The sequence below is a fragment of the Kribbella sp. NPDC058693 genome (assembly GCF_042715335.1).
Lineage (GTDB): Bacteria > Actinomycetota > Actinomycetes > Propionibacteriales > Kribbellaceae > Kribbella > Kribbella jiaozuonensis.
This window is the reverse complement of the sequence record NZ_JBHXSQ010000003.1, coordinates 417,107-433,323: the sequence shown is the minus strand read 5'-3', so window position 1 is coordinate 433,323 and position 16,217 is coordinate 417,107. Positions and strand designations below refer to the sequence as shown.

Below are 16,217 nucleotides of genomic sequence, written 5' to 3'. Positions count from 1 at the left end.
ACCAATTTCTGCAAAAGATTAGCCACCCAACCCACCCCTGTGAACCCCCTCTGCAAAACTTTTTCAACCAGGTACGTCGACCCCGGCGGGCTACGCAGCCCGGGGTGTGCGGCTGCCGCCGCGAGTTGCGGGCTGCCGCCCGCGTGCGACAACTAGGCCGGCGCCGCCGTGCGGGAACCGGCGCCGCGGGTGACTCTCGTCGCGCGACTGCGGGTCCGGTGTGACTGCGATCCCCGGATGACTTCCATCGCCGGAGGACCGGGGCAGTCGAGGACCTCACCCCCGGAGCCTGTGGTCGCACGCGATGGGGTGGGCCAGACGTGACCGCGGTCGGCATCAACTGACCGCGGTCACGGACGGAAGCAGGCCCCGGAGCTGGGTTGCACAAGCCGGCGCGGCACAGGCCGACCCAACAAGCTCACCGACTTACAGCGAGCAGTTCACCAGCACAGGCTCGTTGACCAGGGTGATGGCGAAGGCCTGTTGGACCTGGGTTCGGACGTGGGTGGCCAAGGTGAGGAGTTCTTTGGTGGTGGCTCCGCCTTGGTTGGTTAGGGCGAGGGTGTGTTTGGTGGAGACTGCGGCGGCGCCGATGGTGTAGCCCTTGGAGACGCCGGCGTGTTCTATCAGCCAGGCGGCGCTGGTTTTTACCCGGCCGTCTGGCTGAGGCCATTGGGGGGCGCCGGCGGGGACCTCGGCGGGGGTGTCGAGGATGGGGTTGGTGAAGAAGGAGCCGGCGCTCCAGGTGTCGTGGTCGAGCGGGTCCAGGACCATGCCTTTGCTGCGGCGTAGGCCGAGGACGGCCTCGCGGACCTCCGTCATCGGCGCCCGGGAGCCTGGTTCGACGTCGAGGACGCGGGCCAGTTCGGCGTAGCCGACCTCCGCGGACAGGTCGCCCAGCGTCAGCTGGAAGGTGACCTCGAGGACCACATACCGCGACGGGTCAGCCTTGAAGCGCGAGTTGCGGTAGCTGAAGCCGCAGTCGGCGGCAAACACCGTGCGCACCTCGCCGGCCACCCGGTCAAATACCCGCACCGACGCGATCGTCTCCGCAACTTCGTGCCCATAAGCCCCGACGTTCTGCACGGGCGTCGACCCGGTCAACCCAGGGATCCCCGACATCGACTCGAGCCCGCTCCACTCCTCCGCGATCGCGCGCTGTACGACGCCGTCCCAGTCCTCGCCGGCGGCGATGTGCACCATCGCGCCGGAGCACATATCCGAATCGACCCGGATCCCCGACGTCGCGATCTTGATGACGGTCCCGCGGAACCCGTCGTCGCCGATCACCACGTTGCTGCCACCCGACAGCAGCAGCACCGGCTCCTCGGCGGCGTCCGCGTCGCGGACCGCGGTGATCAGGTCGTCCTCGGTACTGACCTCGACGAACTTGTCGGCCAACCCGCCGATCCGCAGCGTGGTGTAGTCGGCCAGCGACACATGCGTTCTCACTGGACGCGCACGACCGCCCTGGCCCGGCCGAGCACCTTCTCCTCGCCGGCAACCGCCGTGATGTCGATCTCGGCCCGCCCGTCCGCAACCTTGTCCACCTTTGCGGAGAACGTCACGTTCACACCCTTGTCGTCATCCGGTACGACGACGGGCTTGGTGAACCGTACGCCGTACTCGATCAGGTCGGCCGGATCCGGGATCCAGTCCGTGACGACGCGTACTGCGGACGCCATCGTCAGCATGCCGTGCGCGATCACGCCGGGCAGCCCGAGCGCGCCGGCCATCCGATCGCTCCAGTGGATCGGGTTGAAGTCGCCGCTCGCCCCGGCGTACCGGACCAGGTCGTCGCGCCGGAACGTGACGGTCAGCGGCGGAAGCTCAGTACCTACCTCGATCACGATTCACCCCGGTTGTGCGAGATCGTCGACGTCGACGTGGCGATCGGGTCGCCGTCGACGGTGGTCAGGGCGGTCTCGTACATGATCACCTCGACGTCACCGGCCTTGCGGACGGTGGTGATGGTCGCGGTCGCGGCGATGTCGTCGCCGGCCTTGATCGGGCGGGTGTAGCTGAACTTCTGCGCGCCGTGCACGATCCGGTCCAGCCGCAGGCCGAGCTCCTCGTCGTTCAGCAGCTGCTCCAGCGCGCGGCTGCCGAGCATGAACGCGAACGTCGGCGGCGCCACCGCGTCATCACCGCGGTACGCCGGGTTGGGGTCGCCGATCGCATCGGCGAACTCGCGGATCTTCTCCCGGCCGACCTGGTAGGACTCGGCGGCCGCGTAGCTCCGGCCGACCATCGTGGCGTCGATCGTCATATCCCCGAAGCCTACTGGCAGACTGGGCCCCGGGTTTCCGCCGCCCACGATGCCAGAAGGGTTTGATCAGGTGACGGCAGTGGCGGCGCTCGCGAAATACGCCCCGCGGTACCAGCTCGAGGTCGGTGCGCCAGAGGGCGACGAATGGCTGCGGGTGGACCGGATTCTGGAGCCGGGCAGCCCCGAGCTCACCGAGCTGCTCAAGCGGGACGACGAGGCCAGCAACCACCGCACCGCCCACGCGAACGCGCTCAGCATGCTGTCGTTCTACGCCGGCCGCGCACCGGCGACCGCGCTTCTGCTCTGGGCGCTGGAGGGCCGCGTCCTCGACATCCGCCCGCAGAACCTGTGGGTCCGCCCACACGAGGGTCACGGCATCGCAGCGGTCGCCGTACGCTCCGCCACGTTCCTCCCCGGCGGGCTGGAGACGCTGTACGACGTCGTACTGCGCCAGCACCTGCTCCCGCTGTCCGAGGAGCTGCACCAGCGGACGCGAGCCGGGCTGCGCCAACTCCACGGCGGAGTGGCGGCCGGATGCGCGATGGGTTTCTGCGCGGCGACCCGCGAGGAGGCGACCGTGCGACCGGAGTACCTGCTCGACCGTTGGCGCACCTTCTCCACCAAGGCGCCTGGCGGACTCGCGAGACTCGGAGAGGTGGAGATCGCCGCCGGGAAGCTCGTCTACCTGCGGAACACCTGCTGCCTCTACTACACGAGCGAGGTCGGCAAGGGCACGCTCTGCGGCTCCTGCTGCCTCACTCCCCGTGACGAGCGTCTCACCGCGTACGAGGGCGGCCGCCCGATCCTGACCGTCTGACGGCACAACAAAGGGCCGCTTCGGCAATCCGAAGCGGCCCTCGCGAAGATGCTGAGGTCAGCGGGTCTCGCGGTGGTCGGTGTGGTCGTTGCACCGGTGGCAGTACTTCTTCAGCTCAAGACGGTCCGGGTCGTTGCGCCGGTTCTTCTTGGTGATGTAGTTCCGCTCCTTGCACACCGTGCATGCCAGCGTGATCTTCGGGCGGATGTCGGTCGACTTGGCCACTGCTACCTCTTCATGTAATGAGTACGCAACTTGGGTGATCGCACTCTCGAAGGAACTGATTCGGTAGCGGGGGCGGGAGTCGAACCCGCGACACCACGATTATGAGCCGTGTGCTCTAACCACCTGAGCTACCCCGCCGGGTGAGGTGAGCGATCCCACCCGAAGGTGGGATGCCGTTCTCCGAGCCCCTTTACGGAATCGAACCGTAGACCTTCTCCTTACCATGGAGACGCTCTGCCGACTGAGCTAAAGGGGCGGGCCGAGGAGAGAGATTACACGGTCCGCCACCCCGATGTGAAATCGAGCCGGCCGACCTTGCGTGCCCCTCAGTCCGTCCCGGAAAGCATACCGGTTCCGCGGAGTGCTTCTGACCAGATTTTCACCCGGATCCGGATGTCGAGAGGGCCCGGGCGGCTCCGTCGTACCAGTAGGACCCAGAAGAAGGAAGGACAGCTATGACTGCAATGCCGACAGTTGTCTCGGCCGAGGAGTGGGAGAAGGCTCGGGCGGAGCTGCTGGTCGCGGAGAAGGCGGCCACCCGGGAGCAGGACCGGCTCGCCGCGCAGCGCCGGCGGCTGCCGATGGTCGAGTTCGGGGAGTACACGTTCACCGGGCCGGACGGGCCGGTGACGCTGCGGGAGCTGTTCGGCGACCAGCAGCAGCTCGCGCTCTACCAGTTCATGCACTCCGGCCCGGACCACTTCTGCCCGGGCTGCACGCACTTCACCAAGCACGTCAGCAACCTCGACCTGCTGGAACGGAGCGGTCTGGCCTGGGCGACCGTCTCCGACATGCCGATCGACCAGATGGCCGGCTACTGGACCAAGATGGGCTGGAACGTCCCGTTCGCCTCATCTGCAGGTACGACGTTCTCCGCGGACTGCGGCGCGGGCGGCGGGTTCCTGCTCAACATGTTCCTGCGCGACGGCGACACCGTGTACCGCACCTACTCGACCGGCTCGCGCGGCGTCGACCGTCTGCTGTTCGTGAACCACCTCCTCGACCACGCGCCGTACGGCCGCCAGGAGGACTGGGAGGACTCCCCCGAAGGCTGGCCGCAGGAGCCGACGTACGGCTAGGACCAGACGCGGCTCGGGTACGACGAGCGCAGTACTGGCATGACCTCAGTGACGAAGGTCTCGACGGACTCCCGGTTCTCGTCCTCCGGGAGTCCGGCGACCTCCAGCGAGATGCCGGACAGCTCGTGGCCGAACGCCTCCTGGTACCGGCCGAACTTGTCGATCACCTGCTCCGGCGACCCGACCAGCACCGATCCGCCCTCGAGGAACTCCTCCAGCGTCCGGAACGGCAGCTGGTTGTGCCGTGCTCCCGGTGAGTCCATGAACGCGTCGAAGATCGGCCGGTACCCCTCGACCGCCTCCTGCGAGCTCTCCCGCACGTAGAGCCCGTTGAACCCCGCTCCGACGACAGCGTCCGCGGGATCGCGCCCGTACGCCTCCCAGCGCTCCCGGTAGTGCCGGATCAACCCGGCGTACTTCTCCAGCGGGTGGAACCCGTTCGCCGAGAACAGCGGGTCTCCCCACTTGGCCGCCAGCTCGGTCGACTCCGTCGACGACGCCGACCCGTGCCAGAGCGGGATGCCGTCTGCTCGGTACGGCCGGGGCTGCGTGGTCGCGTCCGTCAACGCAGGGCGGTACTCACCCGACCACGACACCCCGGTCTCCCGTAGCAGCCGCCGGAGCAGCTCGTACTTCTCCCGGTTGCGATCCCACTGCCCGTCCAGCTCGTACCCGAACAGCGCGTTCTGGTCCGGGTCGTTGCCCTTGCCGATGATGATGTCCAGCCGACCACCCGACAGCTGGTCGAGCGTCGCGTAGTCCTCTGCGACCCGCACCGGATCCAGCAGCGACAAAACAGTCACCGTGGTGAGCAGGCGGATCCGCGACGTCACGGCAGCGATATAGGACAGCACGACCGGCGGGGACGACGAGATGAAGCGCTGCGCGTGCCGCTCGCCAACGCCGTACCCGTCGAAACCCAGCTCCTCTGCCCACTGCGCCTGCCGTACGACGTGCTGGAACCGCTCCGCCGGCGTCAACTGCACCCCGCTGATCGGATCGGGCGAGTTGTCGATCAGCGTGTAGGTACAGAACTTCATCGGAGCTTCTTCTCGCCCGCAGTCACCGGAAGCCCGAGCCGGTTGCCGGCGACCGGCGCAGGGCACGTGCCGTACGCCGTGAACGCGAACGGCAGGTTGATCGTCCGGTTGAAGTCGATGACCACCGACCCGTCCCGCCCGACCGGTCCGGTCGTCACGGTCCGCCAGGGTGCGGTCTCCTCGCCGTTCGTCTTGTCGTGGAAGGCCAGGTTCAGCCGCCCGTCCCCCGCAGCAGTCGCGACCAGTTCGTACGCCGTACCGCCCAGCGCGACGTGCACCGCGCCGACCACGGTCACGTACTGCCGCAGATCCTCCCGCGCGGTCGACACCTCCACCCGCTGCGGCTTCGCGATCGGCGTGAAGTACCCGGTCACGACCCACCGGTCATCCAGCGGGTACGTCGGTACGCCGCTGAACTCCTGCCGTGTCGCAGCACGTGGATCACGCTGCCGTACGGCGTACCGCCCGCCGCGGAGCACCAGCTCGACCAGGCGGTCGCCGTACAGCAGCCAGCTGAGCGAACCGGCTTCGGCGACGCTGGCGGACACAGTGCCGTTCACGGGCTCGCCGCTGAGCGTCAGCTGTCCGTCGGCCGTCACGTGGGCACGCTGCTCGTCGGACCACCAGATGCCTGGCAGGCCGCGCAGTGCGACCGGTGAGGTGGGCAGCCAGTCGAAGGCGACGACGGACAGCCAGCCGTAGTCGGTGTCCAGGTCGCGTTCGCGGGCCGCGTGCCAGGTGTGCCAGTCCTGCTCGAGATCGGAGACGACGGTCATGAGGCCTTCCTCTGTTCGCGATGGGCTACCTCGGAGCGGACCAGCGGGATGACGTACCGGCCGAAGTCGATCGCGTCGTCGTAGATGTCGTAGCCGCGGGCGGAGAAGATCCGGATGCCGAGGTCGTAGTAGTCGAGCAGCGCGGCCGCGACGGTGTCCGGCGTACCGACGAGGGCTGTCGAGTTGCCGCCGCCACCGGTCACGCCGGTCGGCGCGGTCCACAGCGCGCGGTCGTGCCGCTCGCCTTCCGCGACGGCCTTGAGCAGTCGCTGGGAGCCGGCGTTCTCCGGCGTCTTCGAACGGAGTCGGGTCGGAGCCGGTCCGTTCTTGATCCGGCCGAGGATGCTCTCCGCCTTCTCCCAGGCGAGTTCCTCGGTCGGCGCGATGATCGGCCGGAACGCGATCTGGATGGTCGGACGATCCGCCCGTCCCGCGCGAGCGGCCTCGGCGTCGATGGTGGCCAGCTGCTCGCGGGTCCCGGCGAGCGGTTCGCCCCACAGCGCGAAGATGTCCGCCTCGGCGGCACCGACGGCGTACGCCGCAGCCGACGAGCCGCCGAACGAGATCCGCGGCCGCGGTTGCTGGAGCGGTTTGATGTCGGCCAGGAACTGCTCGAAGCGGTAATGCTCGCCGTTGAAGTCGAAGCGCTCGTCCGAGGTCCAGGCCTGCTTGAGGATCTGGATGAACTCGCGGGTCCGCCCGTAGCGGTCGTCCTTCGCGAGGAAGTCGCCCTCGGCGGCTTGGTCCGCGGTCGAGCCGCCGGTGATCACATGTACTTCGAACCGGCCGCCGCTGAGGTGGTCCAGCGTCGCGAACGTCTTCGCGGTCAGCGTCGGGTAGGCGACGTTCGGCCGATGCGCGACGACCAGGTTGATGTGATCGGTACGGCCGGCGACGTACGCCGCGACCTGAGCGGGATCGGGCGAGCCCGAGTGATAGGCGAACAGGATCCGGTCCCAGCCGTTGTCCTCGTGGGCGCGGGCGAGTTTGGACGTGTACTCGAGGTCCAGCGGGCCGCCGGTTCGCGGTGTGACCTCGCTGGCCGGGTTGGTCCCGGCGATGCCCAGGAACTCAACTGGCATGGCGTTCTTCCTTCCGTACGGTAGGTGCGAGCAGCTTGAGCAGGTCCCGGGCGACGGCGTCGTTCTGCCGGAAGCCGGGACCGTTGAAATGCGGCCGGGAGAACCCGGACGAGCCTGCCGAGCCCGACACGGACGGCCCGAGCAGGAACAGCGCTTCGTGCGTGGAGCCGTCGGCCCGGATCGCGCGAGACCGCGAGTCGGCCTTGAGTTGACCGCCGCCGAGACTTGTCCCGTCGGCCGCGAACAGTTCATCGGCCGCGAGCGCGCCGGAGTCGAGCAGACCGCGCAACAGCGGATCGGTCGTCGCGAGTACGTCGGGCCGCGGCAACCGCGCTTCGACAAACGCCCGGGCCTGGATCTCCCTAGCAACTCCGGGGCTCTTGGCAACGAAATGGTCGTTGTCGATAGCAACGTCCAGGTCAGGCCCGGCGAACCGCACGATTCCGGCCCGGTGCAGTGCGAGCAGTTCCTCCAACCGCCGCGGCGGCGGCCCACTGGCCACGAACGAGAAGAACCCGTGCCACTCGGTCTCGACCTTGCGCACCCGGTCCTCGTCCGACAACTGCCCTTCGGTGATCGCCCGCGACAACACGCTGTAAATACTCAGCAAGGCGTTGAACACCGCCAGATCCGCCGAGTACGCCGGATCCGCCCGGCGGACCAGATCGCCTTCGATCAGCCCGGTCATGAACCGCTCGAAGCCCGCGCCGTCCTCGAACGACCTCCCGGCCAGCGGCCGGTCGATCTCCGAGCGAACGAACCGGTCCGCCGGATCCGGCACCGCCGAAGCGGCTACGGCCTCGAATCCCGGCGTCCACTCGTCCAGCGCGTTCTCGAACTCCGTCCACGAGCCGACCACTCGTTCGGGGTGGGCGGTGAACAGCTGCTTGTAATGGGCGTACGCCAGTTCCTTGTCGATCAACGGCGCAACATCGCGATCGAAGTCGAGCAGGCCGTCGCCAAGAGCCTCGGCAGTCAGATACCGCGTAGGCACGGGCTTCGTGCCGGCGACGGTGTAGCCGAGTTTCGCGTGATACGGCACGCCGCGCCGCGAGCCGACGTACAGAACCGGCTCGTCGCCGGACGGGTGATAGGTGAGCAGTCCGCCGCACTCGTCGTACCAGCCGCCACGTCCTTCGGTGAGCAGGACCATCAGGTCGATGAAGGCCTGCCCGAACCCGCGCACGATCACCGGCGACTTCGGCCACAGCCCGTCGAGATCGACGTCCGCGGTGTAACCGGGCGGGATATAGGTCAACCCCGCGTCGGCAGCTTGCGCGGCCCAGGCGGATTCGGATGCCGTGGGCAACCGATCCAGGTAGCCGAGGGCAAGGATTACCGCGGCGGCCGCGATCTCCCGGCCTGACTCGAGAACCACCCGCTGGTCCGCGGTGAGCTCGACCGCCCGCTCGCGATGGGTGGTCACGGTCGCGGGGAGATCGCGGACGACGCGCTCCCACACCCACGCCAGGTACTCCGCCTGCACCAGCCGCGGTGGGAAGTCCATCGGCCCCGGCTGCTCGATCCCGGCCTTCTCCAGGATCACCGCACCCTCACCGGCGACCCAGGTCGCGAGGTCAGGGCCTGGGACGATCGGCCCGTCGCACTCGACCGATTCGTCGGTGAAGATCGTGACGTCCGACGTCATCGAGTTCATCCACAGCAGCCGCGACTGCTCCCGCCGCCAGATCCGCCCACCACCGACCGGGTACGGATCCACCACATGGATCTCCACGTCGCGCCCGTCGAGCAGGTCCGGCGCGCTGGCCGCGAACCGCTCGAGCAGCCCGACCGTCCGCGGCCCGCCGCCGACGAACACGATCGTTGCCGGCGGCTCCTTCCAGGGATGCAGCTCGGCCACGCTCATACCTGCAGCCCGAGGTTCGAGCGCAGCGTCGTACCGGCGTACTCCTCGCGGAAGACGCCGCGCTCACGCAGGAGTGGCACCACCCGGTCGACGAAGTCGTCGAGGCCGGAAGGAGTGAGATGCGGGACGAGGACGAACCCGTCCGCGGCGTCCTCCTGGACGTGGTGGTTGATGGCCTCGGCGACCGTGGCCGGCGAACCGATGAACGTCTGCCGGTTCTGCTGGTTGATCACGGTCTGCCGCAGCGACCAGCCGTGCGCCTCCGCCTGCGCCCGCCACTCCGCGACGATCGGGAACGGATCGTTGTACCCGACCCGCCCCTGCGTCACCGACGAACCCACCACCGGGTCTTCGGCCGGCAGCGGACCGTCCGGGTCGTACGCCGACAGATCGCGTCCCCACAGCAGTTCCGCGAGGACAAGCGCGGTCGGACCGGAGACCTGCTGTTCCCGGATGTACGCCGCCTTGTCGACAGCATCGTCGTCCGTATCAGCGACCACGACCGTCACCGCGGGCATGATCTTCAGCGAGTCCTCGGTCCGCCCGTACTTCGACAGCCGCGACTTCACGTCCTTGTAAAAGGTCTTCCCGGCCTCGAACGTCCCGTGCCGGCTGAAGATCACATCCGCGTCGGACGCCGCGAACTCCCGCCCCTGGTCGCTGTCACCCGCCTGGATGATCACCGGCCGGCCTTGCGGTGACGGCGGCAGCCCGAACCGGCCGCGGATGTCGAAGTGCGCGCCTTCGTCCGCGAAGGCCCCAGCGCCCTCGCGGGCGAACGCGCCCGTCGCCTGGTCGAGGACCAGTTGGTCCTCGCTCCAGGAGTCCCAGAGTTTGCGTACGATCCGCAGCGATTCCTGGGCGCGGACGTACCGATCCGCCTTGTCGAGATACCCGCCGCGGCGGAAGTTCTCGCCGGTGAACGCATCCCACGACGTCACGACATTCCACGCCGCGCGGCCACCGGACAGGTGGTCGAGCGTGGACAGCCGCTTCGCCAGTTCGTACGGCTCGTTGAACGTCGAGTTCACCGTCGCCGCCAGGCCGAGGTGCGTGGTGACGGCGGCCAGTGCGCTGAGCACGGTCAACGACTCGGGCCGCCCGACCACGTCGAGGTCGTGGATCTTCCCCTTCACCTCACGCAGCCGCAGCCCTTCGGCCAGGAAGAAGAAGTCGAACGTGCCTCGCTCGGCCGTCTCCGCCAAGTGCCGGAACGAACTGAAGTCGATCTGCGAGCCCGCCTGCGGATCCGACCAGACGGTCGTGTTGTTGACGCCCGGGAAGTGCGCGGCCAGATGGATCTGCTTGCTCATCGCTCGCTCCCCACGTACCTGTTCGCCGGCCGCCCCAGACCGAGCCGCCCTCGCAAACTCCCACCGCGCTCCGCCGGCCCCACCAACCCGCGCTCCCGCAACCGCGGCAACAGCTCGTCCGCAATCACCGGCACATCCAGCTCCACCGACGCGGGCCTCAGATGTACGCCGTCAGCCCCGGCCAATCCCTCAATCAGCTCGACAAGCCCATCCACCCCGTCGAGATGAGGCCGCACCTCCACCGACACGACCACCAGCGCGTTCAGCTGCGTGGGTACTTCGTCGACCAGTACAAGGTCGGCATCGGCCGCTGCTTCGAGAGCCTCGGGGCTGCTCACGCGGATCGCCGTGATGGGATGCCCCTGCGGCGGACGAGGAACGATCGACGGACCCTTGATGTCGAACGACGGCGACTCGAACTCGACGTAGTGCAGTTTCTCGCGGTCGACGTACCGCCCGGTGGAGGCGTCGCGGACGATCGCGTCGTCCTCCCAGGAATCCCACAAGCGGCGGCTCACGTCGACGACGTACCGCGCCTCTCGCCACGTCTCCGCGGCAGGGGCAGGCTGACGGCGGCCAATGACCGCGGCCGCGGCGGCCGACGACGACACGTCCGCCACCCACCCACCGCGTCCGCCCGAGACATGATCGAGCGTCGCCACCGAAGCCTGCACATGGAACGGCTCGGTGTGCGTGACAGTGATCGTCGGCAACAGCCCGATCCGCTCGGTCAACGGCGCGATCCGCGCGGCCAGCCCCAGCGCATCCAGCCGCACACTCACCCGATCGGGTACGTCGTACGGCGCCTCCAACGCGTCGACGAACGTGACGAAGTCGACCCCGGCCGCCTCCGCCCGCTGCACCGCCCGCAGAGCCAGCTCACCGGTAAGAATCGCCCGCGGATCAACCTCAGCTCCACGCCACGCGGCCGGATCCGTACCCGCACCATCGATCTCGAGACCAACGATCATGACGCCACCTTCAATGCCACCGGGATCTCCTTCGTGAAGGGCAGCGGACCGATCGACTCGGGATCGACCGACGTGTCGAACTGCGGCTCGAAACCGGCCGCGAGATACAACGCAGCCGCTTCCGGTTGACGCGGTCCCGTCGTCAGGTACAGCCGCCGATACCCGAGATCCGCAGCGGCCGCCTCCAACTCGGCCAGCACGCGACGGCCGAGCCCTTGCCGCCGATGCAGATGCGAGGTCCACATCCGCTTCACCTCAGCGGTCTCGTCGTCGTACCGACGGATCGCGCCGCCGGCCACCGTCTGACCGCCGTACCGCAGCAGCACGAACGCCCCGCCGCTCTCGACGTGGAAGTCGGACGCCGGTACTTCGGTCAGCTGCGTGTTCGCGTTGGTCCGCCCGTACCGGCTGCTGTACTCGACCACGAGATCCGCAAGCAGCGGCGCCGCCTCGGGGTCCTCGGGCCGCACCCGGACCGCCTCCACCGCAGCGAGCTGCACCGGCCCGCTCTCGACGACCTGCTCGCCCTCGACGGCGGCGAGAAACGCCTCCGTCACTTGATACAGCGGCACCGACGCCGCCTGATCGAGCAGGACCCCGCCTCCGTCGTACAGGTGGATGTGCGACGACAACACGAACCAGCCCTGGCCGATCGCCCCGGCGCCGAGACTCGTCAGCACCGGGCGCAGCGCGTAGTCGATCACCAGCACATGCGCCGGCGTACCACCCGTTGCCAGCGGCAACACTGTCTTGCCCTTCAACGCGTACTGCGGGAGCAGGTCGAGGAACACCTTCAACAGACCGGAGTACGCCGCCTTGTAGACCGGCGTCGTGACGACCACCGCGTCGGCAGCCTCGAGGATCGCGGCCGCCGCGGCGATCGCCGGATGATCGGCCTGACCTCGCACCAACGGCTCGGCCGGAAGGTCGCGCAACACGATCGGCGTGACGGTATGGCCGTGGCTGATCAGGCGCTTGGTGACATATTCGAGAACGGCATCCGTGCGGGACGGTACCGACGGACTGCTCGAGAGGGTTGCAATGGTCGCCATCGAGTTCTCCTATTTCTTCGGCAGACCGGGCGGGTTGATCAACGACTTCGGGACGGCCTCGGCCTGCAGGCCCCACTTGGCCAGGACCTTGGCGTAGCTGCCGTCGGCGATCGCCGCGTTCAGCGCGTCGGCGAGCGGCTTGACCAGGCCGTCGTCCTTCTTGGTGGTGATCCCGACGAGCCCCTGCACGGGGTAGCTGGACGAGACCGTGCCGACGATCTCGGTCTGGTGCTGCGTCGCGACGTGGTACGACGCGTTCGGGTTCGGGCCGAGGTACAGGTCGATGCGGCCGGACTGCAGGGCGAGGTAGGTGTCCGCGGCCTGCTGGTAGTACTTGAGGTTGGCGGGTTTGCGGCCGGCGGCGGCGTTCTGCTTGTTCCAGTCGACGAGGATCGCCTCCTGGAGCGTGCCGGAGCTGACCGCGACGGTCTTGCCGGAGATGTCGGCTGGACCGGTGATCTTCAGCCCCGAGCCCTTCTTTGCTTCGAAGGCGTGCAGGCCGAGCCGGTACGTCGCGAAGTCGTACTTCTCCTTGCGCAGTTCGGACACGCCGATGTTGGAGATCCCGACCTGGTACTTGCCGGAGTCGAGCCCGAGGAACAGGTTCTCCCAGCTGGTCGTGTCGATCTCGGGCTGCAGCCCGAGCACACTCGCGACCAGGTACGCGATGTCGATCTCGACCCCGATCGGCGTCTTGTTGTCATCCGCGGTAAACCCGAGCGGCGGCAAACCTCCACCCGCCGACCCGTTCCCCACCACAAGCTTCCCGCTGTCCCGCACCTCAGCCGGCAACTCAGCCACAATCGCATCCACCTTCGACGAGGTGATGTGCGTCTGCTTCGCAGACGTGTCGAATGCAACCTGGGACGCGTCGCCGTCCTTCGGTGCCGGGCTGGTCTGCGGATCGGCACAGCCGGCCAGCACCAGCAGCACCGCCACGAGCCCCGCACTTACCCGCGCCGCCACCCCGCGGCCTCCGGCCGCGCGCCTCTCCCCCGCCCGGCGCCCCGAAGGGGCGGCGGGGGTCTTCTGTCGTTCAGTCATCGTCATTCCTCAGCTCGTGAGTGGGAGGCCGGGTGGGTTGATTTCGGAGGTGGCGACGGCTTCGCTGGAGACGTTCCAGCGGGCGAGGACCTTGGCGTAGCTGCCGTCTGCGATGACCGCGTTGAGGGCCGCTTGATAGGCCTTGACCAGGCCGTCGTCCTTCTTCGTCGTCGCGGCGATCAGGCCCTGCAGCGTCGGTCCCGCGCCGGAGAACTTGCCAATGGTCTCGGTCTCGCCGGAGGTCTTCACGTGGTACGCGATCGACGGGTTCGGGCCGAGGTACGCATCGATCCGCCCGGAACTCAACGCCAGGTACGTGTCCGTGTTCTTCTGGAAGTACTTGATCGTTGCCGCTGGCAACCCAGCCTCGACGTTCGCCTCGTTCCAGTCGACCAGGATCTTCTCCTGGTTCGTCCCGGACCCGACCGCGATCGTCTTCCCGGCGATGTCCTTCCCGCCGCTGACCCGCCAGGTCCCGCCCTTCTTCGCCTCGAACGCGATGTCGTCCTTCCGGTACGTCGCGAAGTCGTACTTCTGCTTCCGCTTCTCCGTCACCGTGATGTTCGAGAACCCGACGTCGTACTTTCCGGAGTCGAGCCCGACGAACAGGTTCTCCCAGCTCGTCACCTCGATCTCCGGTTTCAGCCCGAGCGCCTGGGCGACGAGGTACGCGATGTCGACCTCGAGCCCGATCGGGGTCTTGTTGTCATCGGCGTAGAACCCGAGCGGCACACTGCCCGACCCGAACCCACCGCCGACGATCAAGGTGCCGCGGTCGCGGACCTTCGCCGGGACCAACGCGGCGGCGGCATCGTTCTTGCTGGTGGTGATGCGGTTCTGATCGGCCGAGGTATTCACACCGGTGTCGGAGGCGGCGACGGCCTGGGGATCGCCGGCGCATCCCGCCAGCGCCAGCGTGAGTGCTGCGGCTCCGCCGAGAACGGCGTACAGAGAACGTTTCATCAGAGAACCTTCGAGATGAAGGCGCGGGTGCGCTCGTGGACAGGGTTGTCGAGGACCTCGCGCGGCGGACCCGATTCGACGATCCGGCCGCCGTCGATGAAGACCACCGTGTCGGCGATCTCCCGGGCGAAGCCGATCTCGTGGGTGACGACGACCATCGTGGCGCCGTCGCGGGCGAGCTCCTTGATCACGTCGAGGACCTCGCCGACCAGCTCGGGATCGAGCGCGCTGGTGGGCTCGTCGAACAGCAGCACCTTCGGTTTCAGCGCCAGCGCACGAGCGATCGCGACCCGCTGCTGCTGACCACCGGACAGCTGCCGCGGATACACAGCAGCCTTGTCACCGACACCGACCCGCTCCAGCAACTCCCGCGCGTACGGCTCGACCTCGCTGCGCTTGCGGCGTTGCGCCGACACCGGCGCCTCGACCACGTTCTGTAGCACGGTCAGATGCCCGAACAAGTTGAAGGTCTGGAACACGAACCCGACCTGCGACCGCTGCCGCAGGATCTCCCGCTCGCGCAACTCGTGCAGTTTGTTGCCGCGCCGCTTGTACCCGATCAGCTCACCGTCGATCTTGATCAGCCCGCGATCCACCTTCTCCAGATGGTTGATCGACCGCAGCAACGTCGACTTGCCCGATCCCGACGGCCCGAGTATCACGGTGACCGCACCCGCCGGTACGTCGAGATCGATGCCCTTCAGGACTTCGAGCTCGCCGAAGCTCTTGTGCACACCCTTGACGTCGATCATCGTGACGTCCCGCGGGCGAAGCGGCGCTCCACGTAGTACTGCACGATCGACAGCAGCGTGGTCAGCACGATGTACCAGACCGTCGCGACCATCAGCAGCGGTACGACGCGACTGTTCCGGCCGTAGATCACCTGCACCTGGTAGAAGAGCTCGGGGATCGCCATCACCGAGACGATCGACGTGCCCTTGAACAGGCTGATCACCTCGTTCGCGCCGTTCGGCAGGATCGACCGCATCGCCTGCGGCAGCACGATCCGGAAGAACTGCCGGATCCGCGGGATCCCCAACGCGGCCGCGGCTTCCAGCTGGCCGGCGTCGACCGAGATGATCCCGCCGCGGATGATCTCCGCCGCGTACGCGGCCTGGTGCAACGCGAGCCCGAGGACGGCGGCGCCGAGCGGACCGAACAGGTTGTTCGTACTGAAGTGCACGAACTCCGGCCCGAACGGGACGCCGAGGCTCAACTCCTTGTACAGATAGGCGATGTTGAACCAGAACAGCAGCTGCACGATCAACGGGATCGACCGGAACGCCCAGATGTAGCCCCAGGCAACTACTTGCAGGAAAGGGCTGCTGGACAGGCGCATCGAGGCGAGTACGGCGCCGAGCACGAACCCGAGCACCGTGCCGTACACGGTCAGCTGCACGGTTACCCAGAGCGCGGAGAAGATCGTCCTGGTGGCGAAGAACTGGAAGAACGTCGGCCAGTCCCAGCCCGGGTTCGTGGCCAGACCGTGCACGAACATCGCCAGCAGGACAAGGACAACGGCGACCCCGACCCAGCGCCACGGGTGCCGGCGGGCGACAACGGGCAGGTCGGCGTCAAGCGGTACTGCGGACGTCGGCGGGCCGGACGCGCCGGACACAGACGTGACTGAAGTAGTGGACACGATGAGACTCCCTGGCGGTGGGCAGGCTTCGCGGACGTCCGGAACGGGACGTCTCAGCGGTACGAGAAGGGGTTCAG

General features: G+C 67.8%; 17 protein-coding genes and 2 tRNA genes. 2 read left to right on the top strand and 17 right to left on the bottom strand.

Annotated features, from left to right (window positions below):
- Positions 1-426 precede the first annotated feature (426 nt).
- From ACFWUU_RS19955 to ACFWUU_RS19945, 3 genes are read right to left on the bottom strand one after another with little or no spacing between them, the layout of a single operon-like run.
- Positions 427-1,452, bottom strand: coding sequence for a UDP-N-acetylmuramate dehydrogenase (locus ACFWUU_RS19955; protein WP_380177240.1), 1,026 nt, complete (start codon positions 1,450-1,452; stop codon positions 427-429).
- Entirely contained in the window at positions 1,449-1,853 is a 405-nt protein-coding gene (locus ACFWUU_RS19950) for a MaoC/PaaZ C-terminal domain-containing protein (RefSeq protein WP_380179035.1), read from the bottom strand. Before ACFWUU_RS19950 ends, ACFWUU_RS19955 begins: the two co-directional genes overlap by 4 nt.
- Complete coding sequence (locus ACFWUU_RS19945) at positions 1,847-2,269, bottom strand: MaoC family dehydratase N-terminal domain-containing protein (protein ID WP_137258601.1); 423 nt, start codon at positions 2,267-2,269, stop codon at positions 1,847-1,849. The genes ACFWUU_RS19950 and ACFWUU_RS19945 overlap by 7 nt, the downstream gene beginning before the upstream one ends.
- 70 nt (positions 2,270-2,339) lie before the next feature.
- Here ACFWUU_RS19945 and ACFWUU_RS19940 point away from each other — a divergent pair, with 70 nt between their 5' ends.
- Complete coding sequence (locus ACFWUU_RS19940; RefSeq protein ID WP_380177239.1) at positions 2,340-3,086, top strand: hypothetical protein; 747 nt, start codon at positions 2,340-2,342, stop codon at positions 3,084-3,086.
- Between the two features lie 57 nt (positions 3,087-3,143).
- Here the strand turns inward: ACFWUU_RS19940 and rpmG are convergent, their stop codons facing one another.
- The 3 genes from rpmG to ACFWUU_RS19925 form a co-directional block, all read right to left on the bottom strand.
- Positions 3,144-3,311 carry a 50S ribosomal protein L33 gene (rpmG, locus tag ACFWUU_RS19935; RefSeq protein ID WP_130384703.1) on the bottom strand — a complete coding sequence of 56 codons (168 nt, stop codon included), beginning with the start codon at positions 3,309-3,311 and terminating at the stop codon, positions 3,144-3,146.
- Positions 3,312-3,375: 64 nt separating this feature from the next.
- A tRNA-Met gene (locus tag ACFWUU_RS19930) sits at positions 3,376-3,449 on the bottom strand.
- A gap of 45 nt (positions 3,450-3,494) precedes the next feature.
- Positions 3,495-3,567: transfer RNA gene (locus ACFWUU_RS19925), tRNA-Thr, on the bottom strand.
- A gap of 199 nt (positions 3,568-3,766) precedes the next feature.
- On the opposite strand from ACFWUU_RS19925, the gene ACFWUU_RS19920 reads away from it, so the two are divergent.
- Complete coding sequence (locus tag ACFWUU_RS19920; RefSeq protein WP_380177238.1) at positions 3,767-4,390, top strand: DUF899 family protein; 624 nt, start codon at positions 3,767-3,769, stop codon at positions 4,388-4,390.
- Here the strand turns inward: ACFWUU_RS19920 and ACFWUU_RS19915 are convergent.
- From ACFWUU_RS19915 to ACFWUU_RS19865, 11 genes are read right to left on the bottom strand one after another with little or no spacing between them, the layout of a single operon-like run.
- On the bottom strand, positions 4,387-5,430 hold the full coding sequence (locus ACFWUU_RS19915) for an LLM class flavin-dependent oxidoreductase (RefSeq protein WP_380177237.1): 1,044 nt from the start codon (positions 5,428-5,430) through the stop codon (positions 4,387-4,389). The genes ACFWUU_RS19920 and ACFWUU_RS19915 overlap by 4 nt on opposite strands.
- Positions 5,427-6,206, bottom strand: a complete 780-nt coding sequence (locus ACFWUU_RS19910; RefSeq protein ID WP_380177236.1) for a DUF1684 domain-containing protein — start codon at positions 6,204-6,206, stop codon at positions 5,427-5,429. Before ACFWUU_RS19910 ends, ACFWUU_RS19915 begins: the two co-directional genes overlap by 4 nt.
- A complete protein-coding gene (locus ACFWUU_RS19905) occupies positions 6,203-7,288 on the bottom strand; it encodes an LLM class flavin-dependent oxidoreductase (protein ID WP_380177235.1) in 1,086 nt (361 codons plus the stop codon). The genes ACFWUU_RS19910 and ACFWUU_RS19905 overlap by 4 nt, the downstream gene beginning before the upstream one ends.
- The gene (locus tag ACFWUU_RS19900; RefSeq protein ID WP_380177234.1) at positions 7,278-9,155 is read right to left on the bottom strand and encodes an FAD/NAD(P)-binding protein; all 1,878 of its coding nucleotides are present in this window, start codon (positions 9,153-9,155) and stop codon (positions 7,278-7,280) included. Before ACFWUU_RS19900 ends, ACFWUU_RS19905 begins: the two co-directional genes overlap by 11 nt.
- Complete coding sequence (locus ACFWUU_RS19895; RefSeq protein ID WP_380177233.1) at positions 9,152-10,468, bottom strand: NtaA/DmoA family FMN-dependent monooxygenase; 1,317 nt, start codon at positions 10,466-10,468, stop codon at positions 9,152-9,154. The genes ACFWUU_RS19900 and ACFWUU_RS19895 overlap by 4 nt, the downstream gene beginning before the upstream one ends.
- The gene (locus tag ACFWUU_RS19890) at positions 10,465-11,439 is read right to left on the bottom strand and encodes an LLM class flavin-dependent oxidoreductase (RefSeq protein ID WP_380177232.1); all 975 of its coding nucleotides are present in this window, start codon (positions 11,437-11,439) and stop codon (positions 10,465-10,467) included. Before ACFWUU_RS19890 ends, ACFWUU_RS19895 begins: the two co-directional genes overlap by 4 nt.
- Positions 11,436-12,491 (bottom strand): NADPH-dependent FMN reductase, encoded by a 1,056-nt coding sequence (gene ssuE / locus ACFWUU_RS19885; protein ID WP_380177231.1) that lies wholly within the window; start codon positions 12,489-12,491, stop codon positions 11,436-11,438. Before ssuE ends, ACFWUU_RS19890 begins: the two co-directional genes overlap by 4 nt.
- A gap of 9 nt (positions 12,492-12,500) precedes the next feature.
- A complete protein-coding gene (locus tag ACFWUU_RS19880) occupies positions 12,501-13,535 on the bottom strand; it encodes an ABC transporter substrate-binding protein (RefSeq protein WP_380177230.1) in 1,035 nt (344 codons plus the stop codon).
- A 9-nt stretch (positions 13,536-13,544) separates the two neighbouring features.
- The gene (locus tag ACFWUU_RS19875) at positions 13,545-14,498 is read right to left on the bottom strand and encodes an ABC transporter substrate-binding protein (RefSeq protein WP_380177229.1); all 954 of its coding nucleotides are present in this window, start codon (positions 14,496-14,498) and stop codon (positions 13,545-13,547) included.
- A complete protein-coding gene (locus tag ACFWUU_RS19870) occupies positions 14,498-15,250 on the bottom strand; it encodes an amino acid ABC transporter ATP-binding protein (RefSeq protein ID WP_380177228.1) in 753 nt (250 codons plus the stop codon). Before ACFWUU_RS19870 ends, ACFWUU_RS19875 begins: the two co-directional genes overlap by 1 nt.
- Positions 15,247-16,140, bottom strand: coding sequence for an amino acid ABC transporter permease (locus tag ACFWUU_RS19865; RefSeq protein WP_380177227.1), 894 nt, complete (start codon positions 16,138-16,140; stop codon positions 15,247-15,249). Before ACFWUU_RS19865 ends, ACFWUU_RS19870 begins: the two co-directional genes overlap by 4 nt.
- Positions 16,141-16,217 lie beyond the last annotated feature (77 nt).